Consider the following 22,840-nt stretch of genomic DNA (forward strand, 5'->3'; position numbering starts at 1 on the left):
GCTGATCTGAGAAATGAAGAATTGATGCATGGTATCAAGCAAGCTCTGCGCCGAAGCGCTGGCAAAGAGCTGCAAGGCTTTCCGCCCCGCTCGGGTCATGCAGCGCCCGCACGTAGGGCAGCATCTGCGGCAGACTGCATGAAGAGCAGGACGCCCAGGGACGCAGATAGGGCCGGCCATCCAGTCCTTGCTCAAGGCGCAAGGGGCTGCCATCGACGGCGAAGAACAGCCAGTCCTGCGCCGACAGGGCAGCGCCGGAGCACGATTGAAAAACCGCTGCCGGGCTGGCAAATACGTGCAGGCTCTCATCCGCGACACGGAATCCGAACACGCTCATCGGCGCAGGGCATCCGTCAGCTGCGGCAGGATTTCATGCAGATCCCCCACCAGCCCCACATCGGCCACCTTGAAAATCGGCGCGTCCGGGTCCTTGTTGATCGCCACGATCAGCTTTGCGTCCCGCATGCCGGCCACATGCTGGATCGCGCCGGAGATGCCAACTGCGATGTAAACGTCGGGGGCCACCGCCTTGCCGGTCTGGCCTACCTGATAGTCGTTCGGGATGTAGTTGGCGTCCACCGCCGCACGTGTGGCGCCCAGCGCGGCGCCCAGACAATCGGCCAACGGCTCCAGCAGACGATGATAGGCGTCATGACTGCCCAGCCCCCGGCCACCAGCCACCACCACACGCGCAGTAGCCAGCTCGGGGCGCGCGTTCTGCGGCAGGTCATTGCCGACCCAGCGACTCACCCCCATGTCCGGCCCGGCCGGCGCATCCTCGATCGGCGCCATGCCAGTCGCCTTGGCCACCGGCGCGAATGCGGCCGGACGCACGGTGACAAGTTTCAGCGGATCACTGCTGCGTACGGTTTCCAGCACATTGCCGGCATAGGTCGGACGCACGAAGGTTTCGGCATCCACGATGTCAATGATTTCAGAGATCTGTGCCACGTCGAGCATGGCCGCCACGCGCGGGCCGAGATTCTTGCCGAAGGCACTCGCCGGCAGGAATACGTGGGTATAGGCCGCCGCCATCTGTGCCACCACCATGGCCAGGTTTTCCGCCAGAAAGTGCTCGTAATGCTGGGCATCAACCTTGCGCACACGCGCCACGCCATCCAGGCCTGCCGCCGCTTCGGCGACGGCTTCGCAGCGATGGCCGATCACCAGCACATCGGCCCGAGACGTCAGGCGCAGTGCGGCAGTCAGCACAGGCAGGGTCTGTGCCTTGAGGTGTGTATTGTCATGTTCGGCAATTACCAGCACTTTCATGTCGCACCTCCTGGAGCTTCGGCCAGCTTCGTCCGCACACACTGCGCCAATGCCTCAACCGAACTCACCCGCTGCCCTGCGGCACGTGGCGCCGGAGCCGCCACCTGCAAGATGCTCAGACGCGACGTCAGATCCACCCCCAATTCTTCCGCGGGCAACACCTCGATCACCGCCCGGCGGGCCTTCATCACATTCGGCAAGCTGGCATAACGTGGCTCGTTCAACCGCAAATCAGTGCTGATCACGGCAGGCAGGCTCAGCTCCAGCGTTTCCAGTCCGCCATCAATCTCGCGCGTCACCGTCGCCGTTTCCGCTCCCATCAACAGCTTGGACGCGAACGTGGCCTGCGGCCAGCCAAGCATGGCAGCAAGCATCTGCGCGGTCTGACAGGCATCATCATCAATGGCCTGCTTGCCCATGAGCACCAGTTGCGGCGCCTCGCGCAAAGCCAGCCACTTGAGCAGCTTGGCCACACCCAGCGGCTGCAGTTGCACATCCGTTTCAATCAGCACGGCTCGGTCCGCTCCCATTGCCAGAGCCGTACGCAGGGTTTCCTGACAGGCTCCCAGACCACAGGACACCGCCACCAGCTCCCTGGCAATACCGGCCTCGCGCAGGCGAATGGCCTCCTCGAGCGCAATTTCATCGAACGGGTTCATCGACATTTTCAGGCCATCAGCATCCACGCCGCGGCCATCCTCACGTATCCGCACGCGCAGCTGGTAGTCCACCACGCGTTTGACCGGAACCAGAATTTTCACGCTTTCATCCTCCTGCACAAGCGTTGAAGTATGCCATTGCAAGCCCTGCGCCAAACCCGCCGATTTGCCTGATTGCACCGAAACCGGATAATGCAGGCAAATCCTGTCTGCTTTTCCGGTTTGCACACATGAACACGCCTTCCGCCCAATCCCCGAAAAATGCCACTGGCCGCCTCGCGCTGGATCGCACGGCCTGGATAGATTTCGCCACACGCGTTCTGGCTGAAGACGGCGTGGACGGCCTGCGCGTAGAGGTGCTGGCGCGCAAACTGAGCGTGACCAAAGGCAGTTTCTACTGGCATTTCAAGGATAGGCAGGCACTTCTCAATTCGGTAGTAACGGCCTGGCGCGACGCCCGGGTGCAGGAAGTCGAACTGCAGGTAGCCATCCCCGCCGCCGAAGCCACAGCCCAGATCCGGCGCATTCTTGACCAGTACGCTACCACCCCCAATCAGCAACGCATGCGCACCGAACTCGCTCTGCGCGATTGGGCCCGCCGCGACAGCTTCGTGGCCGCTGCCGTGGAGACCGTTGATCAGGCCCGGCTGCAGAATGCGATGCGCCTGTTCAGCCTCGCCGGCTATCCGGCGGAGGAAGCCCACACCCGGGCCCTGCTGATGTTCACGCATGTATTCGGCCTGTCGATGATGATGTTTGAAGACAGCATTTCACACGATATCGCCCAGAGCCATTCGGCTATTGCCGATCTGATAGCACGCCGGCCGGAGTAATCCACTTACATCCGCTTACACACGCTTTCAGGGGAGAAACACCTTCCCGTCATGCCACACCTAGGATGCAGGTACCGAAGTTCAACCTGCAACAAACACCAAGGAGTGCATCATGAAAGCCAATCTCAAGACCCTGCTGACAATCGCCGGTCTCAGCCTCGCCACCCTGACTACAGCGACCGCCATTGCTCAAGCCGTGCCAGGCGCTACCGCCAGCCAGCCGCAAGGCCGTGCGCTGGAACGTTTCCACGCTGCGGATACGAACAAGGACGGCATCCTCTCGAAAGAAGAAGCCGAAAAGGGCATGCCGCGCATGAGCACGCGCTTTGCGGCCATCGACACCAATCAGGACGGCAAGCTCACGGCCGATGAATTCCAGAGCATGCGTGGCAACGCCCGTGGCATGGGACGCTCACAAGGCGCCGGGCCGCAAGCCGCATCCAGCGCGCCTCGGCAAGGCATGGGCCCGGGAACCCGCATGGGAGGCCGCTCTTCAGGCATGCAACGTACCGGAATGCGCGGACAAGGTGGTCTGTGCGTCACGGGGGACGCAGACAAGGATGGTTTCGTCACCCGCGCCGAAGCCGAGAAAATCGGCCGTCCGAACGCGCTGAGCCGCTTTGATGCACTCGACACCAACAAGGATGGCAAGCTCTCGGCCGAAGAACGCGCCGCCTGCCCGGCGCAGAAGCGCTGATCCTTCAAGGAGGACTGCCCGCCAGAACGGGCAGTCTCGCCTCCAACTCCAGCAGGGACCGATCCACATTTTTCGGGGAGTTGAGACATGAAAAAAAATCATCAGCACAGCCCATGGGTTCAGCCGGCAAGACTCGTCGTGCAACTCGCGTTTCTGGCTTTCGCCACCTTTGCCGCCTGGCGTCATCAAGTCCTCGGCGGCGGACCGGATGGCTCGGCCCCGGTTGATGCACTATGCCCCTTTGGCGGCTTGGAAGCACTGTTCAAATTCGTAAGCAGCGGTGAGTTCATCCAGCGCCTGAACACCTCGGACTTCGTGCTGCTGGCTGGCACCATCGTGCTCGCACTCACGCTTGGCCGTTACTTCTGCGGCTGGATCTGCCCGCTCGGCACACTGCAGGAGCTGGCGCGCAAACTGGGACAAAAACTGTTCCGCAAAGTCCGGATCACGCTGCCAGCCCGCATCGACTCCCCGCTGCGCTGGCTCAAGTACGTGGTGCTGGTCTGGGCGCTGGTGTTCACCTGGAAGACAGGCACCCTGATCATCCGTCCTTATGATCCGTGGGCCGCCTATGCACATGGCTTTGCTGGCTGGAGCGAAGTGTGGGCCGAGTTTTCCGCAGGCGTCAGCATCCTGCTTGGCTCGCTGATAATCGGCCTGTTCATTGACCGCGTGTTCTGCAAATACCTGTGTCCGTTGGGCGCCTTTCTCGGCCTCACGGCAAAACTGGGACTGTTCAGCATCAAGCGCAATGGTGAAGGCTGCCTGGTCTGCAACAAGTGCGAGAAAACCTGCCCGGTCAATATCCCGATCATGGCCATGCACGCTGTACGCTCCGCCGAATGCATCGGCTGCCTGACCTGCACCACCACATGTCCGACCGGCAAGAAAGGTACGGCCGACGAAGGCAGGACTTTTCTGCTGCCGGCTATCGCCGGACGTCAGATTCGTCCGGCGATGGTCGGGTGGGCCGGGCTGGCAATTTTCATCGGCATGATCGGCAGCGCACAGCTGACCGGCTACTGGCGCACCCAGCCGGCGTCAATCGTGGCGGCCGTCACCAGTGCCGGCCAGCTTGATGCACAGGCCATCCGCGGTTACATGACGCTGGAAGACGTCAGCAAGAGCTACGGGTTTGAACTCGACAAACTCTACCGGGAGCTCGGAATTTCGGAACAAAAGGTTCCCGCGACCTCGAAGTGCAAGGAGATCGGCAAGCTGCTCGGACTCAGCGAAAGCGAATTTGATACACAGAAAGTACGCGACGCGGTTGTCCGCCTGCAGAACAAGGGGAAGTGATCCGCACTCAACGAGAGCTCACGACAGGCGTGAATCCCTTCACGCCTGTCTTCTTTTGTCGCAGATCACACACCGGGGAACATGCCCCAAAGCGCAAACCGGGCTAGAATCCAGCCTCCGCCAGAGCACCGGCTGCATGCCTTTACCAAGTCGCCCGCCATGTATTCGAAATACCCGCTGCGTCTCGTTTTTTTCGTGATCTTTGCTTACTGCGCCAGCCTGATCGGTTTCGGCCTGATCCTGCAGCATCTCAAGGGTATCGAACCCTGCCCCTTATGCATCCTGCAACGCTACGGTTTCGTGGCCTGCGGTCTGATCGCCCTGCTGGCCGGCCTGCATAACTCGCAAGGAGTAATGCGTCGGCTCTACGCCTTCCTGACCATGGCTGCAGCCATCGCGGGGGGCAGTGTGTCCGCGCGTCAGGTCTGGTTGCAGCACAATCCGCCGACAACAACGGTGTGCGGCCCTGATCTGCAATACATGATCGGAAACTTTCCTCTGGCGGACGCCTTGCCCATGCTGTTCAGAGGCACGGGAGATTGCGTCAAGGACGTGTGGACACTCTTTGGCCTGACCATTGCTGAATGGGCTTTGATCAACTTCAGCCTGATTGTTCTGGTTTGTTTGTGGCAGCTCTTCCGTCGCACCCCGGAAAGACGCCGCTTCAGCTAAGCGGCCCCGCCGCCGTTTGCCCCCACATGGCGCGTTCTGCAACACGCCAAGCTCACAGCCCGGTATCTTGAAGTTGAGAGGACTCTGGTCTAGCCACGTCCCAAGCATCAGACCTCGCCTGCGAGTCAGCAACCTTCAGGGGTTTGATCCAGTCAAACGCTGAATCGCGACAATCAGCTCAGTTTGCGTGATCCGTCGCAGAGTTCGTATTGCGATTCAGTGCCAGTTGCTGGCGGGCCAGCGAAGCCTCCAGCCACTTGCGAATACGATTGGCATCACCAAGACGGGTATAACGCCCCCAGGAATCCAGCAAAACGATTGCCAGAGGTTTGTTACCCATCCAGGCCTGCATCACCAGACACTTGCCAGACTCGCTGATATACCCGGTTTTCTGAACATCAATCTGCCAGTCCGGGCTCTTCACCAGTGCATTGGTATTGTGAAAGGCGTGGGTACGGCCATTGGCCAGAGTCGCGGTATAGCCGGTCGAGGTGGAAAACTCCCTGATCAGTGGATAGCGCGAGGCATTAGCCACCATGCTGGCCAGATCGCGGGCAGACGACACATTGGTCTTGGTCAGCCCCGTCCCGTCATAGAAGCGGGTTTCACCAAGGCCGAGCAAACGGGTCTTGACATTCATTGCCTCCAGAAACGCAGGCATTCCGCCCGGGTAATTGCGCGCCAGCGCTGAGGCGGCACGGTTTTCCGACGCCATCAGGGCCAGATGCATCAGCTCTTCACGCGTCAGGCGGGTCCCCACCGTGAGGTGCGAACTGGTTCCCTTGATCCTGTCGACATCGTCCTCGGTGATTTCCAGCACCTCACCAAGATTCTGGTGCGCATCCAGTACCACCATGGAAGTCATCAGTTTGGTAATTGAGGCGATCGGCAAGGCTGCACTGGAATTTTTTTCCAGCAGGACTTCACCGGTGTTTACGTCCTGCACGTAAAACGCGGAAGACCTGATCAGCGGATTCCCCAGGCTATCGAAGTCAGCCTCTTTCACCGGCGCTGCTTTTTTCTTGCTGGCAGCTTTAGCAGGGGCCTTGGTTGCCTTTGGTTTGGCTGATACCGCCTTGACTGCGACAGAACGGCTGGCCGCAGGTTTCTTGCCGGGCTTCCCGGATTTGCCCGCCGCCACAGCCTGAAGCGGGAGCGACAGGAGCAAAGCCACACTCAGAAAACCCGCAATACATCGTCCGAAACGCATTGGATATCAGCCTCTGCAAACTACAAAATCAGTACAGATTGTAGCAATGATTCTTGAAAATTAAATAGATACGTGGATTTATTGAAGTACTTTCTCAGCAACAGAACTGCGCACATCAACATCCAGACGAGTATACGTACTTTCGGCCCGTATCCGGGCCGAAATTGTACTGCTACCGGGTTAATCCGTACTGAGAGCCTCTAGCGCTCGGCCTGCCCCGCATCGACAACCGTCAGGGCCGTCATGTTGACGATACGCCGCACCGTCGCTGTCGGCGTAAGGATATGTACCGGCCGAGCTGCGCCGAGCAGGATGGGCCCCACCGTCATGCCGTCACCCGATGCAGTCTTGATCAGATTGAAGGCAATATTGGCGGCGTCCAGCGTGGGGAATATGAGCAGATTGGCATCCTCACGCATGCGTGCGTTCGGAAATATCTGCTGGCGCACCATCGCATCCAGTGCAGCGTCTCCGTGCATTTCGCCTTCGGCGGCAATATCCGGCCTGCGCGCGTGCAACAAAGCCAGTGCCTCACGCATCTTGCGCGCGGTCGGGGTGTCATCGGTGCCGAAACTTGAATGCGACAGCAATGCTACACGCGGGGCGATTCCGAATCGCTGCAGCTCTTCTGCGGCCAGACAGGTCATTTCAAATACCTGCTCTGCCGTCGGGTTGTAATTGACATAGGTATCGCACAGCGCAATCGTACGTCCAGGCAAGGCGAGCAGATTCATCGCATAAAAATTGTCCACCCCTGCACGCCGCCCCAACACGCTCTCGATAAAGCGCAGATGCTGACCATGCAATCCGTAGGTGCCGCAAATCATGCCATCAGCCCAGCCAAACTTGAGCATCAAGGCCCCGATCAGGGTAGAGCGCCGGCGCACCTCGCGCCGGGCATCTTCAATCGAGACGCCACTCCGCTCCATAAGCTCGTGGTAGTGAGACCACAGTTCCCGGTAACGCGGATCCGAATCCTGATTGACCAGTTCAAAATCCACACCAGGCCGGATTCGCAGGCCAAAGCGTTCCACATACATGCTGATAACATCCGGGCGACCAATCAGAACAGGCTGTGCAATCCCTTCGTCCACCACGGTCTGCACCGCACGCAGCACCCGTTCGGATTCACCTTCCGCAAAAATGATGCGTCGCGGGTCCCGTTTAGCGGCAGAAAACACCGGCTTCATGAGCAGCCCGGAATGCCACAGGAAATTGTTCAGTTGCTGGCTGTACGCATCCCAATCCTCGATCGGCCGCGTGGCCACTCCTGAATCCATGGCCGCTCGCGCTACGGCAGGCGCTATCCGCACGATCAGACGCGGATCAAACGGTCGGGGAATGATGTATTCACGCCCAAAACTGGCAACTTGCTCACCATAGGCCGCCGCGACAACATCGGATTGCTCGGCACGCGCCAGATCTGCAATAGCGCGCACCGCAGCCAATTGCATCTCGTCACTGATCGTCGTGGCTCCAACATCCAGCGCGCCACGGAAAATGAAGGGAAAGCACAGCACGTTATTCACCTGATTCGGGTGATCGGATCGGCCTGTAGCAATGATTGCATCCGGTCGTACAGCCTTCACTTCATCCGGCATGATCTCAGGCACAGGGTTAGCCAGCGCCAGAATCATGGGATTCGGTGCCATTTTTGCCACCATTTCCGGCTTCAGGACTCCCGCAGCCGACAGCCCAAGAAATACATCTGCGCCTTCAATAACCTCCAGCAGGGTCCGCGCCTCCGTCTGTTTCGCATACAACGCCTTGAGCGGATCCATTTCCTCAAGCCGGCCTTCGTACACAACGCCCTTGATATCGGTTACCCAGATGTTTTTTACCGGAATCCCGAGCATCACCAGCAGATCCAGACAGGCCAGCGCAGCAGCCCCCGCCCCGGACGTCACCAGCTTGATCTGGTCCAGTGGCTTGCCCAGTAAATGCAGTCCATTGAGGACCGCAGCCCCGACCACAATCGCCGTACCGTGCTGATCGTCATGAAAAACAGGGATTTTCATGCGCTCGCGCAGCTTGCGCTCAATATAGAAACACTCTGGCGCTTTGATGTCTTCCAGATTGATGCCGCCAAAGGTTGGCTCCAGCGAAGCAATGATATCGACCAGCTTGTCCGGGTCGCGCTCACTGATTTCGATATCGAAGACATCAATCCCGGCGAATTTCTTGAACAAAACCCCCTTGCCCTCCATTACAGGCTTGGCCGCCAGCGGGCCAATGGCCCCAAGACCGAGTACCGCCGTACCATTGGTAACCACACCAATGAGATTGGCACGCGAGGTATACAAACTGGCCGTGGAGGGGTCCGCCACAATCGCGTCACACGCGGCCGCAACTCCGGGCGAGTAAGCCAAAGACAGGTCGCGCTGATTGGTCAGCGCTTTGGTCGGCACCACAGCGATTTTGCCAGGGCGCGGCAAGGCGTGATATTCCAGCGCCGCGGCGCGAATTCCCTCATCCATTGGAAGCCTCTCTTGGGGATGCGTGCAGGCATCAGTTTGCCGACATCGCTGTTGTAATATGCTGCCTCCTCATTCTAGAGGCTGGTCGGGAGACAAAGCCACTCAGGATTTGCCGCAGGGCAGCATCCATTCGGGCACTTGGCGTATGCTGGCAAACTCCTTTCGCCTGTCCTGCATCATGACTACCACCTTGCCCCCGGTCCGACTCGCATCCCGCCTGCACAGCATTCCACCCTTTCACGTCATGGAGTTGCTTGCGCGAGCACACACACTGCAAGCAGAAGGGCGCGACATCATCCACATGGAGGTGGGAGAACCCGATTTCCCGACCCCAGCCCCCGTCATTGCGGCCGCCCAACGTTTCCTGGCAACAGGGCAAGTGCGCTACACACCCGCCCTTGGATTGCCCGCCTTACGCGAGGCCATATCAGGGTTTTACGCCACGCGCTTCGGTGCTCATGTCCCCGCAGAGCGCATTGTCATCACCTCGGGCGCTTCAGGCGCCTTGCTGCTGGCCATTGCAGCGCTAACCAATCCGGGTGATGAATGGCTGCTGACAGACCCTGGCTACCCTTGCAACCGGCAATTCATCCAGTCTTTCAACGGAACCGTTCAGACTCTGCCAGTCAATGCCGAGAGCAATTTCCAGCCAAGTACTTCCCAAGTTGAACAGGCATGGACTGGGCGCACCTGCGGCTTGCTTCTGGCCAGCCCTTCCAATCCAACCGGGACCCTTATTGACCCGGATGCGCTGGAGCAATTGGCAGAGCTAGCCGTGAAGCATGGAGGCGCACTGATCGTCGACGAGATCTATCAAGGCCTGGTTTACGGCCAGGAAGCCAGCACCGTATTAAGCCGTCGTAACGACGTCTTTGTAGTTAACAGCTTCTCGAAGTACTTCGGCATGACAGGCTGGCGGCTCGGCTGGCTGGTCGTGCCAGAGGGCTATACCCGCCCTGTCGAGATGCTTGCCCAGCATCTTTTCATCTCGGCACCAAGTCCGGCACAGCATGCCGCACTAGCAGCTTTTTCAACTGAAAATCTGCTCATCCTGGAAGAAAGGCGCGGGATTTTTGATGCCAGGCGCAAAGCCTTGATCGATGGTCTGCGCAGCTTGGGAATGGGCATCGATGCCGAGCCTGCCGGAGCGTTTTACGTTTATGCGAACGTATCAGGACTATGCGTCAGCAGCATGGAGTTTGCACACAGGCTACTTGAACAAGCGGGAGTCGCCACCACACCAGGCCTGGATTTTGGCACGCACAAGGCTCAGGATTACCTGCGTGTCGCGTATACCGCAGACATCGCGCGCATCGAAGAAGCCATTTCGCGAATGCGCTCAATCATTTGAAGGCATGAAAAGCCCCCACAATCACAAAACCTACGTCAGCGCGAGCAAGGCCATGAACAACGCCGGGGCACGCGGAAGTCAGCTCTCGCCAGCGTCAGCCTTCCCGCGTGCAGCCGTCCGGGCAGGAACAGCCAGTCCGGCGACCTGGCGCAGCCGGTCCAGTTCCTGAAGAACCTTGGCTGAATAGGCCATCTCAGAATCTCCGCTGGCACCGCCATAAAGCTGAAGTGCGGCTTCGACGCTGCCAGTGCTGCGCTGATACGCCTTCAGGATCATCGCTCCCACCCGAATATTCTCGGCAGGATCAAACAGCGCGACAGCGCCTTTGTCCGCCGCAATCTTGTCCGCATGGAAGCGCGGAATGATTTGCATCAGGCCCTGCGCGCCAAGAACACTTTCTGAAAATGGATTGAACCCTGACTCCACGGTTATCACCGCCAGAATCAGCAACGGATCGATACCATTGGCCTGCCCTTCACGCTGAGCCGCTTTTACCAAAGACTCAACCACAATCGGCGAAACACGGTAACGCTTGGCGATGGTTGTCGAGACACGATTCAAACCAACGCTCAACCCCGTCTGGTCTGCCGTGGATTCGGCATACACGACATCCACCAATTCGGATGTCGCAGCGTCAGCCTCACTCACCGTCGCTCGATAACCGAACATGGCTCTAGGATCGAGACCTTCCGGCCCAAACTGGGTCAGCTGATAACCGACGAGACCGACGACCATAACACCAGCCATCACGAAACCCCCATGTGCGAAATACAGAATGAATGTCAGCAAATGCTGGGTGAAGCGTGAAAATCGAAGAATAGGGGTCATGCAAGTCTCCGTTCAGACGAACGTCCGCCCTTCTACGATACGCAGCAGCCCAGCAAGGGGTGTGCGCAAAGGCGGGCTCAGCTCGAAATTTTCGACGGAAATCACTTCGCGTTCGGGAAGCGCCGTCACGTTTGCACTGCTCACCCCGCAACCGTGGGGCTTGCTGCTTGTGCTGCGATGCCAAGTAATGCGAAGCGCAAACCTGACACCTAGATTGAATTATCCGGGCATGTATTCATAACGAGGCGCGTCAAAAAGACCGCAGGAAATGCTCAATTCATATGAGCAAAATCACTCGTTGAACAAGAAGATGGGGCGCAGTGTATTGATTTCAATACCCTTTGTCAATCCGCTCGCAAACCCAGCAAGGGCGCAGCAATGCATATGGCATTGCCACAGAAGCACCTCCAGACAAGGGTTCCAGCTGGAGAGGGTCTGTAAAAAAAACGGGGGGCTTTCGCCCCCCGGTTTGAGTACAGTCCCTTTACGGTCGAGAACCGGTCGGAAATGGCCAGCCCGCACGCGGGTTCAGTGAGGATTTGATCCCTGGCGTTGCCGACGTGGACGGAACAGGTTTCGGCACGGACTGAGCAGGCTCAGGCTCCGTTGTAGGCTCTGCCGCTTCGGCAGGTTTGGCTTCAACCGGAGCCCCAGCGGCGGGCGCAACTACTTTCACTGCTTTTTTAGCCACGGTTTTCTTGGGAGCGGCCTTCACAGGTGCGGCCTTCGCTGCAGGCTTGGCCTCAGCCTTTTTTGCTGCAGGTTTGGCGGCCGCCTTGGCAGGGGCTGCCTTCTTTACTGCAGGTTTCGCCGCAGCTTTAGGGGCAGCTTTCTTTACCGCGGGCTTGGCCGCGGTTTTTTGGGCAGCCGGTTTGGCCACTGCCTTAGGAGCAGCCTTCTTCACCGCAGGTTTGGCTGCAGCTTTCTTGGCGACCGGCTTGGCAGCAGCCTTGGGAGCGGCCTTTTTCACCGCAGGTTTGGCTGCAGCTTTCTTGGCAACGGGTTTGGCCACAGCTTTCTTGGCGACAGCCTTGGGGGCAGCTTTCTTCACCGCAGGTTTGGCTGCAGCTTTCTTGGCGACCGGTTTGGCCACAGCTTTCTTGGCGACAGCCTTGGGAGCAGCTTTCTTCACCGCAGGTTTGGCTGCAGCTTTCTTGGCGACCGGTTTGGCCACAGCTTTCTTGGCAGCGGCCTTGGGAGCGGCCTTTTTCACCGCAGGTTTGGCTGCAGCTTTCTTGGCGACCGGCTTGGCGGCAGCCTTGGGAGCGGCCTTCTTAACGGCAGGTTTGGCTGTCGCTTTCTTGGCGACCGGCTTGGCGGCAGCCTTGGCCGGAGCAGCTTTCTTCACTGCAGGTTTGGCTGCAGCTTTAGGTGCTGCCTTTTTGACTGCTGGCTTAGCCACCGCCTTGGCAGGCGCAGCTTTCTTCGCAGCCGGCTTGGCAGCGACTTTTTTTACAGCGGGTTTGGCAGCGGCCTTCTTCGCTGCGGGTTTTGCAGTTGCCATCTTCACACCTCCTTGTAAGCACCGATCAGGTTGGACACAACACACACGCACCGTCCGCCGTCGCCGGTCGAATGGTGTAAAGCCGCGCGATAACGCGGCGTTTTGAAAAACTTCGGATTGCAGGAAAAGAACATGTCGACATCCGTGCAGGCGACATGTGCAAATCGAGACGACAGATCATGCGACGAGGTGGTCTCGATGCCTGATCGCAGGAAAATTTTGACGGGGAAAACCGCAGGCAGGAAGAAGAGACAGTTTCACCCTGCATGAATCGCCGAGCGGCGACAGGCCTGAAGGTTGGGACGCTGGACAAATGTTTGCTGGACACCGGACTCAGTTCGCTTTCGAATGCGCTGACACTGATTACCGTTTAATCCAAAACAGCTAACGAATCAAGATTTTTTTACATGTCCATTTCATTGCCTCTTCAGAAAAATGACAAAAGCAATGGCAATAAATTAATGAACATGCTCCGAGATCCGCGCCAATAAAAGACCTTCACAGCCAGGCTTGATCCAGAGAGAACACGACAGTGCACAAACACGTTTGTCGGAAATTTCATCACAAACAGCGAAAGCATCGTCTTCGCCCGCAGAGGGCTCCGGACGAAACACACTATATCTAGTTGAAAACACTCCCCGAAAGACTAGCCGCAGTAGCACTGTTTAAGCTCAACTGACACCTCTGTCTGCTGCATGGCACAGACTCAAGTCTGCTCCAGCAGTGCATGCAGGCGCCGCCAGTCAAAAAAGGGGCCTGGGTCTGTTTTCCGGGTCGGGGCAATATCGCTGTGGCCAAGAGTCTCACACAAAGGCAGAGATGCCCGCAGGCACTTGATGAGATCGGCCAGCTGTCTGTATTGAGCCGCCTCAAAAGGCAGGGCATCACATCCCTCCAGCTCAATACCCAATGAGAAGTCATTGCAGCGCTCACGCCCTCGCCAGGAAGAAACCCCTGCATGCCACGCCCGATCCTGAACAGCGACAAACTGGATCAAAGTCCCGTCTCGCCGGATGAAGAAATGCGCAGAAACCCGCAAATGCTGGATCTGAGCATAATAGGGATGTTCGTCGGGGTTAAGAGTATTGGTGAATAGTTGCTCGACCCCGGGCCCACCAAACAGGTCAGGGGGCAAACTGATGGCGTGGATTACCAACAGTTGTACAGGAACGTCAGCAGGGCGGGCGTCAAAATTCGGCGAAGGCACATGCTTCGCCCCTTCAAGCCAGCCCTGAGCATCCAGGGTCAGTGCTGACAACATCAATCCAGATCCCCCGCCTCACCCTTCTCGCTCTTGTCGCCCTTCATGCCCAGACGCTCCATGCGGTAACGCAACGAGCGGAAGGTGACGCCAAGAACCCGGGCCGCAGCAGTACGATTGCCCGAGGTCTTGGCCAAGGCGTCAACGATAGCTTGCCGCTCGACCTGATCGAGATAGTCCTGCAAGGCTCCACCATTGGCGAGGTCGGCGTTTGATGCCGCACCTTCGCAATCCTGGGGTTCCAGGTGCAGGTCATCGACATCTATCTCATCGCCCAGCGACAAGGCCAAAGCTCGCTCAAGGATGTTTTCCAGCTCACGCACATTCCCCGGAAAACCGTACCCCTGCAGCGCATTCAAAGCATGCGTGGTAAGGCGCGGGGCACGCAATCCCGCGTCCGCAGAAAGCCGCTCGAGAATGCTTTCAGCGAGCCCGGCAATATCGTCGCGGCGCTCGCGCAGCGACGGCATCTTCAGCTCGATCACGTTCAAACGATAAAAAAGATCCTGCCGGAACTTGCCCTGCTCCACCCTCTCCCGCAAATTCTGGTGGGTTGCCGAAATGATGCGTACATCCACCGCCAGTTCCTGTGGGTCACCAATCCGGCGCACGCGCTTTTCCTGAATCACCCGCAAAAGCTTGACCTGCATCGCCAGCGGCAGATCGGCGACCTCATCCAGAAACAGAGTGCCACCATCGGCGGCCTGAAAGAACCCATCCCGGTCCGTCTCTGCTCCTGTGAACGCCCCTTTGCGATACCCAAAGAACTCGCTTTCCATCAAATTTTCGGGGATCGCACCACAGTTGACCCCTACAAAAGGTTTGTCGCCGCGTGGCCCCAATCCATGCACCAGGCGAGCCGCACGCTCCTTGCCGCTCCCGGACTCTCCAGAGATATATACCGGAGCCTGACTGCGAGCCAGACGCTCGATCATGGCCCGTACCTGCAGCATGGCGGGTGAGCCGCCGGTAAGTTGGACGACAGGCTTGTTATCCTTGAGCTGGGGCTTGGGCACATCCAGTGCCGACTTCACCAGCGCACGCAACTGATCCAGCGCTACAGGTTTGGAAAGGTAGTCAAAAGCCCCCGCCTTGAGTGCAGCAACCGCGTTGTCCATGCTGCCATGGGCAGTAATCACGGCAACCGGCAGATCCGTGCAATGTTCGCCAATGTATTTGACGATATCCAGCCCCTCGCCGTCGGGCAAGCGCATGTCGGTCAGGCACAAGCGATACTGGCGCTCGCTGACAAGGCGAATGGCGTCCTTTACGGAGCCTGCCGCATCCACGCCCAGCCCCATGCGCACCAGTGAGAGTTCGATCAGCTCGCGGATATCTTCTTCGTCGTCGACGATCAGTACATCTACGCTACGTCCTTTGCGACGCTCCTGATTGTCGCTGCTCATGCAGTTCTCCTGGCTATCAAATGAAATTCCGCGCCCCCGGGTGCCTCCAGCAAACTCAGTTCCGCGCCATTGGCGTCCGCCAGCTCACGAGCCATGAACAGACCCAGCCCGGTACCCTTGGGGTCAGAGGTAAAAAAGGGTTCGAACACCTTGGCCCGGTCTTCTATGGCAATTCCCGGACCATCGTCGCGAATGGCAATCAGCACCCGACGCTCATCCTGCGCCCTTGCGCTCAGGCAGATGCTGCCAGGCGTTCCGGAGCAATAGCGGCTGGCATTGCCCAGCAAGTTGGCGAGGATCTGGTACAGATGCACACGGTCGAAATTCAGCATTACATGCTCTTCGAGCTCCAGCCGCACCAATTGCGCGACCTGTGGCGCAGGAATCGAGAATTCATCCACGAAACTGCGGCAGAACTGGGCTGCATCCAGCGATTCAACGGTCAGACGATCCCGTCGGCCAAGCTCCAGCACATCCCGCACCATGCGTTCGATGCGTGCCGCATTGTCACGAATAATCCGCACCAGACGCTCCTGCACGTCCTGCCTCTTCTCTTCAAGCAACAGCTCCCCCGCGTGCGACACAGCCGAGAGTGGATTGCGGATCTCGTGTGCAATATTGGCGGTCAGGCGCCCAAGCGCCGCCAGCTTGATCTGCTGGGCCTGCGCCTGCACCCGGTCCATATCTTCGAGATACAGCAACGTATCGCTCCCGTCGCGCCCCTCATCAATCATCACACGCCGCACATGCAGGGTCTTGCCGGTCAGCGCGGCAACCAGCTGCACACTCTCCGGACTCTTTTCCAGAAGCACGCTGCTGGCCAGTTCGGGCACCCTCTCGGCAACACGATCTCCTGTCTGCAATGCCACCCCGAGCAGATCACCGGCACGAGGGTTCACCTGACGAACCACGCCCGCATCATCCACGACGACCACGCCATCCTGCATATCCTCGATGATGCGCGCATTGACCTGCAGCTGCCGCGCCAGATCAAACCCCCGCAGGCGCGCCAGCGCCTCATTCGCCAGCGCCCGGCGAGCCAGCATGCGGGCCACCACTGCAACCGCAAAGAAGCCCACACAGACGATTGCAGCCTGCGAAAAGTCCACTTGGCTGTCGTTGTCGGTGAGCACCCGGAAGACCTGATCCCCCAGCACCGCCAGCGTAGCCAGCGAGGCAGCACCCAGAACCATGCGCCCATGCCCGATCAGACCCGCCCCGGCAATCGAGGTCATCATCAGGAAGGGAACGCCGCTGCGGAACCCGCCGCTGGCATACATGAACACCGACAGCATGACGATATCGAGCGCCGTCTGCAGCCCCAGACTACGCTCCCCATAGTGGGGGCTGCCTGCATGCAGCAGGAAGAAGGCGAACGCCATCACCCAGTAGGCAATGATGGTGACCAGAAAGATCTCGGGGGCCTTCTGGCCGAAGCTGAACACCCCGCCAAAGATCGCGAAAGCACTTGCCACCACGATCCGATACAGATTGAAGTAGCGGATTGAAACCGCCCGTGAATGGCTGGCTTCGCCAGGCAGGGAAACCCCGGCGCTCAAGACGTACGCCCCGCAGCCCGGGCGTGTTCGGGTGAGCAGAAGAACTCGCCGCCGCTGATCAGGCCTTCGCTCTCCGGCACCAGCACGCCACAGTGGAAGCACTCGCGCATCGTTTCAGGGGAAACGTCACGACCTCCATCTTCCCCCCGCGAAGAGGACTGTCCGTCGACATCCTGACGACGCCACAGACGACGCGCATACCAGATCGCCACCAACCCCAACAGGAACAGAAACAGCTTCTGCATACCGGCTCCATGCCATTCAAGCCTCGCAGTTTATCCCGGCAGGCGGTCTGATCAAATGCCGGCAGCGCCGTGAACGCAATAATCCTTCCGAATCCATTCCTGTCTTCGGCCCACACACTTCGACCAGGGGGCCGCCACGTGCCTGGCAGACAAAATCACTCCGTCCCATGCGCAAGGATGAACCATGTCATCCTCAGCACGGACCCGCCATCCTGCAGGGTGCCCCGCTGAAGAGCCGCGCCCGGCGGTCTTTGCAGAGCATGCCTCGTGGTAATACAGGCGCACTGGGCACTTGCGGCAGGGGTGCCGCGTCAGCCCCTCTGCACGCGGCTCTTCAGGCAGGCGTCACTAACTACCGTGTCACTCAAGCGGAAGCTCGAGACGGGACTGCTCCGGCCGAAGAACATATTGACGCCGAACCTCGCCGGTGGACGGCAACATCCACCGGCGAGGTTCGGCATGTAAATGCAGGCAGGGAATGAAGCCCGCTCAAGCGACGACCGACAACGAACTGCTCTGGTTTGCGCTGTTCGTGCCAAACGCCCCGTAAGACTGGGCCAGCTGCATGACCTTGAGCATGACAGCGAACTCGTTTTCGGTACTCGTGGTGCCGGTACTGCTCGCCCCGCTCGATGACGTGCTGCTGTTGGCCTGATCGTAGGCCATGGCTTCCTGCATGCTGACCTTGCCATTGCCATCGGTATCCGCTTCATCGAAATTCGCCACGATGTTCGAGATCAGGCTGGAGCGCTTGCTGTCCGTGCTGCCGATTTCGTCGAGCTGGCTGCTCAGCTCATCCTGAGTAAAACCTTCGTCATCAGCGGGTGGCGGCGGAGGCATGCCGCCTGCGCCGCCCGGCTCCCCCATCGCACTCATGGCACTGCTCATGCGCATGCCGTCGAGCTGGCTGTCGATCTGGTCAGCCAGCTTCTGCAGACTGCTCGACAACTCGCTTTCCGTGATCTTGCCGTCCTGGTCACTATCCAGACTGGAAAACACCTCATCAGCACTGCTTGCGCTGCTGCTCGCTGAAATCTTGTCAAAAGCGCTCTGCAGGTCCGTCTTCTCGATGTAGCCCTGGCTCTTGGTATCCAGTCTGGCAAACAGGGTGCTGGCCAGGCTGCTGATGCTGCTGATACTGCTCATGATGGACTCCTCTTCTTGCGTGAAAAAAGTACTGCCGACCTCAGGTCGGCCACGACTTCCGCACCTGTACACCACTCATGCATATCGCTGGCGCAAGGCAGCACACTCTCTGCAAGATATCGGCCCACGTGGCCCTGGGCTGGGCCCTAATGGCGTTAAAGCACTTAAAAAATCCTCAAGAAATCCACTTCACAGCCTGTTTTCCAGCTTGACGAAAAGCCTTCGAATGCACAAGCCGGCAAAATATTCCGGCCGGCACGACCGTCATGGCCGGCTGGCCATCTCCCAGATCGCCCACCATCCGGCACTCTGGACAAATCAGCGCCTCTCCAGCGGCAAGCTTTGCCGCAAAAAAAGCGCCCGATCGCAAAACCGGGCGCATAAAGGACAAGCTTCAGGACTCCCTCGTCGGGAGAATTAACGAGGGCTGATCTTGTCTTCAGGGACAGCAGGAGCAAATGGGGGGCGCCACGCCCGACCGTTCTCTTCCACATGGCGACGCTGCTCGGGGGTAAGCAGCGCGCGAATCCGGGCTTGCGCCGTCGCATGCAGCAAAACGATTTCGCCATGTGCCTTGCCTGCCGCCTCTGCCAAAGCCCTGGCTCGCGCTGCATCAAAGCTCGCAGCCAGCGACAGGCTGCGCAACGCCTCCTCCGCATGCCGCGACTTCTTCATGGCGTCGCGAAGCGCCGGAGCCTGGGCATGGAGGATCAGGAAAACTTCATCCTGCTGCGCCTCGCTCAAATCCAGCTCGCGCAACTCCGGTGGCAAAAACGGACCGGGCATCGGCTCACGGAAAGGTAGCGGCGGCATCCCTTCCGGCCCGCTACGGGGAACTCCTCGACCATGCGGCACAGGTGCCGCACCGGCGGTGGGTACAGGGGAAATATTCTGTGCTGCAGCGAGCAGCGGCAGGCATGCAAAGACCAGCAACAAGTGCCGGGCGGAATGGAATCGGGACATGCTGAAAACCTCCGGAAGACGCGGTTTTGCGGGCTTGCAAGACGTACCGGCATTCTTCGGCCACAGCCTGTAAAACGCACTCAAGTCACCGTAAAAGACGATCAAACGGCGGGTAAAAAACGTTAAATCTGCTCAATCGGAACGCTGAAATGCCCGGCAGCATGCCTATCATGCGAACAGGACAAATCAGGAGTGGCACACATGGCCAGCAAAGTATTACTGGTGGACGACGACACCGAACTGGTCGAGATGATGGCCGACTACCTTGGCCGCGAAGGCTTCGAGGTCGAAACAGCACATGACGGCGAACAAGGTCTGATCCGTGCCCTGAGCGGCGAGTTCTCGATTGCCGTACTGGATGTGATGATGCCGCAGATGAGTGGCATCGAGGTTCTCAACCAGATCCGCAAACGCAGCCGCATGCCGGTACTGATGCTCACCGCGCGCGGCGACGACATCGACCGTATCGTCGGTCTCGAACAGGGCGCCGACGACTACGTACCCAAGCCCTGCACTGCACGCGAAATTTCGGCCCGGATCCGCGCCATCCTGCGTCGCTCCGGCGGGCTGGAAGAAAACACCAGTCAGCCGGTCAATGCCGGCGGCCTGTCAATGTGGCCGGAACAACGTCGCGCCGAATGGCAAGGCCAGCCGCTGGAACTGACCAGCACCGAATTCAACCTGCTTGAAGTACTGGCCCGCAATGCCGGGCGCACGGTCAGCAAGGCCGAGCTTTCGGAACAGGGGCTGGGCCGCCCGCTGCAGAAATTCGACCGCAGCATCGAAGTGCATCTGTCCAAAATCCGCGAGAAACTCGGCCTGCTCGCCGATGGCCGCTCCAGCATCCAGACGATCTTTCGTCAGGGCTATCAATTCATCAAGGCTTAAGGTCAGACATGGGTCGTCTGTTCTGGAAGATTTTCGCCGTCATCCTTGTCACCCAGCTGGTCAGCACCGGAGTCGTCGGAACCCTGCTGTGGCTGAATGGGCCGCAGCGCGAATTCCGGCCACCGCCCGATGCGGCCTGGGCCCGACCTGGTCCACCAGGCCCGGGCGGGACGAGCGCAGCAAGTGTGCCGGGGGCGCCGCACACCGAGTTTCAGGAGCGGCGCTTTCCGCCTCCGCCTGGCGGTGCAGGGCTCTTGCCCGGCCCGCGTGGCTTCCCCTGGCTGCCGGTCATCGTCGGCGGTCTGGCCAGCCTGCTCTTCGCCGGCCTGCTGGCCCGCTACCTGTCGCGCCCGATCATGGCGCTGCGGCGTGCCTTCGCCGCAGTTGCCAAAGGGAACTTCAACGTCCGGCCGAGCACTGAAATCGGCTCGCGCCGCGACGAACTGGCTGAGTTGAGTGTGGATTTTGAACATACCGCCAGCCAGCTCAAGAACCTGATGGATAGCCAGCGTCGCCTGCTGCACGACGTGTCGCACGAAGTCCGCTCGCCTCTGGCGCGCATGCAACTGGCCATCGATCTTGCCCGCCAGCAACCCGAAAAAGCCGAATCCAGCATGCAGCGCATCGAACGCGAGTCCGGCCGCATCGACCGCCTGGTCGAAGAGCTGCTGACCCTCTCGCGGCTGGAGGCACGTTCCTGCGGCGCGCTGGACGAAGAGGTCGACATGCTCGATCTGGTCGAAGAGGTCGTCGAAGATGCACGTTTTGAAGCCAGCGCCACCTTGCGCAAGGTCGAGTTCTCGGCCAACGGCGCAGCACAGGTCAAAGGGCGTGCCGAGCTGTTGCAACGCGCCGTCGAGAATGTCGTGCGCAATGCGCTGCGCCACACCTTCGAAGGCACCACGGTGCAAGTCAGCCTGTATACCAGCGGAGCCTGGCTGAGCATTCGCGTCGAAGACGACGGTCCCGGTCTGCCGGATGCTGCACTGGGCGTCATCTTCGAGCCCTTCGTGCGCTTTCGTGAAGATCGTGGCAACGACGGCTACGGCCTCGGCCTGGCGATCACCCGTCACACCATCGAAGCCCATGGCGGCAGCGTCAGCGCGACCAACCGTGATCAGGGTGGCCTGTGCATCGAAATGCGCCTGCCATCCCGGCATCCGCTGAAAAGCGGCTACTGACGGACTTCTTCAGCGCCCACCGCCACACAGCCGCGCACAGCAAGGCTCTTCAGCCGGCCTGCTCGCAGAGCAAGGCGGGGCGCGGTGCTACGGCACAGCCGTCATCACAGGAAAATCGGGGAGAGAAAACCCGGGCTCCGGTATAATCCGCGCCTCTTTGCGAGGCTTGCCCTGAGAAAAGTGGTGCCGGGAGAGGGACTCGAACCCTCACACCTTGCGGCGGCGGATTTTGAATCCGCTGCGTCTACCGATTCCGCCATCCCGGCACGGGAAGAGCGCGGATTATCCACGAAGCCTCGCTGCAACTCAAGCCGGATGATTGATCTGCTGCATGCTCACGCTAGACGACTTTGATTTTGACCTCCCCCCCGAGCTGATCGCCCAGACGGCGCTCGCCGATCGTGCCGCGTCACGCCTGCTGGTGCCCCGTGTTCAGGGAATGCAAACCGTACTGGAAGACCGTGTATTCCGCGAGCTTCCCGATCTGCTGCGCCCGAACGATCTGCTCGTGTTCAACGACAGCCGCGTGCTGCACGCCCGCCTGTTCGGCCAGAAAGCCACCGGCGGCCAGGTGGAGGTGATGGTGGAACGCCCGGTCGGCGACCACGAAGTCCTGGCGATGATCCGCGCCAGCAAGTCTCCCAAGCCAGGCATGCGCATCCGCCTGATGGACGCCTTCGACGTGGAAGTCACGGGCCGCGCCGGAGCAAATGGGGAATTCTTCCAGCTGCGCTTTCCGGGCGACGCCACGGCGGTCGATTACATCGAACGCTACGGCAAGCTGCCCCTGCCACCGTATATCGGACACGCGGCGGACGCTGGCGACGAAACCCGCTATCAGACCGTGTATGCCCGTGAACTGGGCAGCGTAGCCGCCCCCACCGCCGGCCTGCATTTTGACGAAGCCCTGTTCACGGCACTGGATGCCAAGGGCGTTCGCCGCGCCTTCGTGACACTGCATGTGGGCGCGGGGACCTTCCAGCCGGTGCGCGAGCATGACCTGTCGAAACATAAGATGCACCGCGAGTGCTACAGCATCCCGCAGGACACGATAGACGCCATCAGCGCCACCCGTGCTGCGGGCGGGCGGGTAATCTGCGTCGGCACGACGGCCCTGCGCGCACTGGAATCCGCCGCTCAGCAAGCCGAATTGAAGGCCGGCAGCGCCGAAACCGGCATTTTCATCATGCCGGGCTACACGTTCCGCGTTGCCGACGCGCTGATCACCAATTTCCACCTGCCCAAATCCACGCTGCTGATGCTGGTCTCGGCCTTGGCCGGCCGCGAAACCATCCGCAGCACTTACGCCCACGCCATCGCAAACAATTACCGCTTCTTCAGTTATGGTGATGCGATGTTCCTTGAAAAATCCGTCGAAAAAGCCTGACC

General features: G+C 59.6%; 22 protein-coding genes and 1 tRNA gene. 8 read left to right on the forward strand and 15 right to left on the reverse strand.

Going from position 1 to position 22,840, the window contains the following annotated elements:
• Nucleotides 1–34: 34 nt before the first annotated feature.
• From Q9Q94_RS11605 to Q9Q94_RS11615, 3 genes are read right to left on the reverse strand one after another with little or no spacing between them, the layout of a single operon-like run.
• Nucleotides 35–337 carry a hypothetical protein gene (locus Q9Q94_RS11605; protein WP_305980221.1) on the reverse strand — a complete coding sequence of 101 codons (303 nt, stop codon included), beginning with the start codon at nucleotides 335–337 and terminating at the stop codon, nucleotides 35–37.
• Nucleotides 334–1,272, reverse strand: a complete 939-nt coding sequence (locus Q9Q94_RS11610) for an electron transfer flavoprotein subunit alpha/FixB family protein (RefSeq protein ID WP_305980222.1) — start codon at nucleotides 1,270–1,272, stop codon at nucleotides 334–336. The genes Q9Q94_RS11605 and Q9Q94_RS11610 overlap by 4 nt, the downstream gene beginning before the upstream one ends.
• Nucleotides 1,269–2,033, reverse strand: a complete 765-nt coding sequence (locus Q9Q94_RS11615; RefSeq protein WP_305980223.1) for an electron transfer flavoprotein subunit beta/FixA family protein — start codon at nucleotides 2,031–2,033, stop codon at nucleotides 1,269–1,271. The genes Q9Q94_RS11610 and Q9Q94_RS11615 overlap by 4 nt, the downstream gene beginning before the upstream one ends.
• 128 nt (nucleotides 2,034–2,161) lie before the next feature.
• Here Q9Q94_RS11615 and Q9Q94_RS11620 point away from each other — a divergent pair, with 128 nt between their 5' ends.
• From Q9Q94_RS11620 to Q9Q94_RS11635, 4 genes are all read left to right on the forward strand, one after another.
• Complete coding sequence (locus Q9Q94_RS11620; RefSeq protein ID WP_305980224.1) at nucleotides 2,162–2,764, forward strand: TetR/AcrR family transcriptional regulator; 603 nt, start codon at nucleotides 2,162–2,164, stop codon at nucleotides 2,762–2,764.
• 112 nt (nucleotides 2,765–2,876) lie between these two features.
• Nucleotides 2,877–3,461, forward strand: coding sequence for an EF-hand domain-containing protein (locus Q9Q94_RS11625; protein WP_305980225.1), 585 nt, complete (start codon nucleotides 2,877–2,879; stop codon nucleotides 3,459–3,461).
• A gap of 87 nt (nucleotides 3,462–3,548) precedes the next feature.
• Nucleotides 3,549–4,760, forward strand: a complete 1,212-nt coding sequence (locus tag Q9Q94_RS11630) for a 4Fe-4S binding protein (RefSeq protein WP_305980226.1) — start codon at nucleotides 3,549–3,551, stop codon at nucleotides 4,758–4,760.
• Between the two features lie 81 nt (nucleotides 4,761–4,841).
• Nucleotides 4,842–5,432 carry a disulfide bond formation protein B gene (locus Q9Q94_RS11635; protein ID WP_305980227.1) on the forward strand — a complete coding sequence of 197 codons (591 nt, stop codon included), beginning with the start codon at nucleotides 4,842–4,844 and terminating at the stop codon, nucleotides 5,430–5,432.
• A 178-nt stretch (nucleotides 5,433–5,610) separates the two neighbouring features.
• Here Q9Q94_RS11635 and Q9Q94_RS11640 read toward each other — a convergent pair whose 3' ends face one another.
• Nucleotides 5,611–6,438, reverse strand: coding sequence for a serine hydrolase (locus Q9Q94_RS11640; protein WP_305980228.1), 828 nt, complete (start codon nucleotides 6,436–6,438; stop codon nucleotides 5,611–5,613).
• 404 nt (nucleotides 6,439–6,842) lie between these two features.
• The gene (locus tag Q9Q94_RS11645) at nucleotides 6,843–9,119 is read right to left on the reverse strand and encodes an NADP-dependent malic enzyme (protein ID WP_305980229.1); all 2,277 of its coding nucleotides are present in this window, start codon (nucleotides 9,117–9,119) and stop codon (nucleotides 6,843–6,845) included.
• 178 nt (nucleotides 9,120–9,297) lie between these two features.
• On the opposite strand from Q9Q94_RS11645, the gene Q9Q94_RS11650 reads away from it, so the two are divergent.
• Complete coding sequence (locus Q9Q94_RS11650) at nucleotides 9,298–10,470, forward strand: pyridoxal phosphate-dependent aminotransferase (RefSeq protein ID WP_305980230.1); 1,173 nt, start codon at nucleotides 9,298–9,300, stop codon at nucleotides 10,468–10,470.
• Between the two features lie 78 nt (nucleotides 10,471–10,548).
• Here Q9Q94_RS11650 and Q9Q94_RS11655 read toward each other — a convergent pair whose 3' ends face one another.
• From Q9Q94_RS11655 to Q9Q94_RS11695, 9 genes are all read right to left on the reverse strand, one after another.
• Nucleotides 10,549–11,298: a transglycosylase SLT domain-containing protein gene (locus tag Q9Q94_RS11655; RefSeq protein ID WP_305980231.1), complete on the reverse strand. Its 750-nt coding sequence runs from the start codon at nucleotides 11,296–11,298 to the stop codon at nucleotides 10,549–10,551.
• A gap of 484 nt (nucleotides 11,299–11,782) precedes the next feature.
• Nucleotides 11,783–12,802 carry a hypothetical protein gene (locus Q9Q94_RS11660; protein WP_305980232.1) on the reverse strand — a complete coding sequence of 340 codons (1,020 nt, stop codon included), beginning with the start codon at nucleotides 12,800–12,802 and terminating at the stop codon, nucleotides 11,783–11,785.
• 706 nt (nucleotides 12,803–13,508) lie between these two features.
• Nucleotides 13,509–14,063: a 1,6-anhydro-N-acetylmuramyl-L-alanine amidase AmpD gene (ampD, locus tag Q9Q94_RS11665; RefSeq protein ID WP_305980233.1), complete on the reverse strand. Its 555-nt coding sequence runs from the start codon at nucleotides 14,061–14,063 to the stop codon at nucleotides 13,509–13,511.
• Nucleotides 14,063–15,469, reverse strand: a complete 1,407-nt coding sequence (locus tag Q9Q94_RS11670; protein WP_305980234.1) for a sigma-54 dependent transcriptional regulator — start codon at nucleotides 15,467–15,469, stop codon at nucleotides 14,063–14,065. Before Q9Q94_RS11670 ends, ampD begins: the two co-directional genes overlap by 1 nt.
• On the reverse strand, nucleotides 15,466–17,028 hold the full coding sequence (locus Q9Q94_RS11675; protein ID WP_305980235.1) for a sensor histidine kinase KdpD: 1,563 nt from the start codon (nucleotides 17,026–17,028) through the stop codon (nucleotides 15,466–15,468). Before Q9Q94_RS11675 ends, Q9Q94_RS11670 begins: the two co-directional genes overlap by 4 nt.
• Nucleotides 17,025–17,273 carry a PP0621 family protein gene (locus Q9Q94_RS11680; protein WP_305980236.1) on the reverse strand — a complete coding sequence of 83 codons (249 nt, stop codon included), beginning with the start codon at nucleotides 17,271–17,273 and terminating at the stop codon, nucleotides 17,025–17,027. The genes Q9Q94_RS11675 and Q9Q94_RS11680 overlap by 4 nt, the downstream gene beginning before the upstream one ends.
• Nucleotides 17,274–17,762: 489 nt before the next feature.
• Nucleotides 17,763–18,419, reverse strand: a complete 657-nt coding sequence (locus Q9Q94_RS11685; RefSeq protein ID WP_305980237.1) for an EF-hand domain-containing protein — start codon at nucleotides 18,417–18,419, stop codon at nucleotides 17,763–17,765.
• 175 nt (nucleotides 18,420–18,594) lie between these two features.
• Nucleotides 18,595–18,810: a hypothetical protein gene (locus Q9Q94_RS11690; protein WP_305980238.1), complete on the reverse strand. Its 216-nt coding sequence runs from the start codon at nucleotides 18,808–18,810 to the stop codon at nucleotides 18,595–18,597.
• A 26-nt stretch (nucleotides 18,811–18,836) separates the two neighbouring features.
• A complete protein-coding gene (locus Q9Q94_RS11695; RefSeq protein WP_305980239.1) occupies nucleotides 18,837–19,382 on the reverse strand; it encodes a Spy/CpxP family protein refolding chaperone in 546 nt (181 codons plus the stop codon).
• Nucleotides 19,383–19,583: 201 nt separating this feature from the next.
• Between Q9Q94_RS11695 and Q9Q94_RS11700 the strand changes: the two genes are divergently transcribed.
• Entirely contained in the window at nucleotides 19,584–20,270 is a 687-nt protein-coding gene (locus tag Q9Q94_RS11700; protein WP_305980240.1) for a response regulator transcription factor, read from the forward strand.
• A gap of 8 nt (nucleotides 20,271–20,278) precedes the next feature.
• A complete protein-coding gene (locus Q9Q94_RS11705; protein ID WP_305980241.1) occupies nucleotides 20,279–21,451 on the forward strand; it encodes an ATP-binding protein in 1,173 nt (390 codons plus the stop codon).
• 181 nt (nucleotides 21,452–21,632) lie between these two features.
• Here the strand turns inward: Q9Q94_RS11705 and Q9Q94_RS11710 are convergent.
• Nucleotides 21,633–21,717 (reverse strand) — tRNA-Leu (locus Q9Q94_RS11710).
• A 65-nt stretch (nucleotides 21,718–21,782) separates the two neighbouring features.
• On the opposite strand from Q9Q94_RS11710, the gene queA reads away from it, so the two are divergent.
• Nucleotides 21,783–22,838 (forward strand): tRNA preQ1(34) S-adenosylmethionine ribosyltransferase-isomerase QueA, encoded by a 1,056-nt coding sequence (gene queA, locus Q9Q94_RS11715; protein WP_305980242.1) that lies wholly within the window; start codon nucleotides 21,783–21,785, stop codon nucleotides 22,836–22,838.
• Nucleotides 22,839–22,840 lie beyond the last annotated feature (2 nt).

It is taken from the genome of Uliginosibacterium sp. 31-16 (assembly GCF_030730865.1).
Lineage (GTDB): Bacteria > Pseudomonadota > Gammaproteobacteria > Burkholderiales > Rhodocyclaceae > Uliginosibacterium.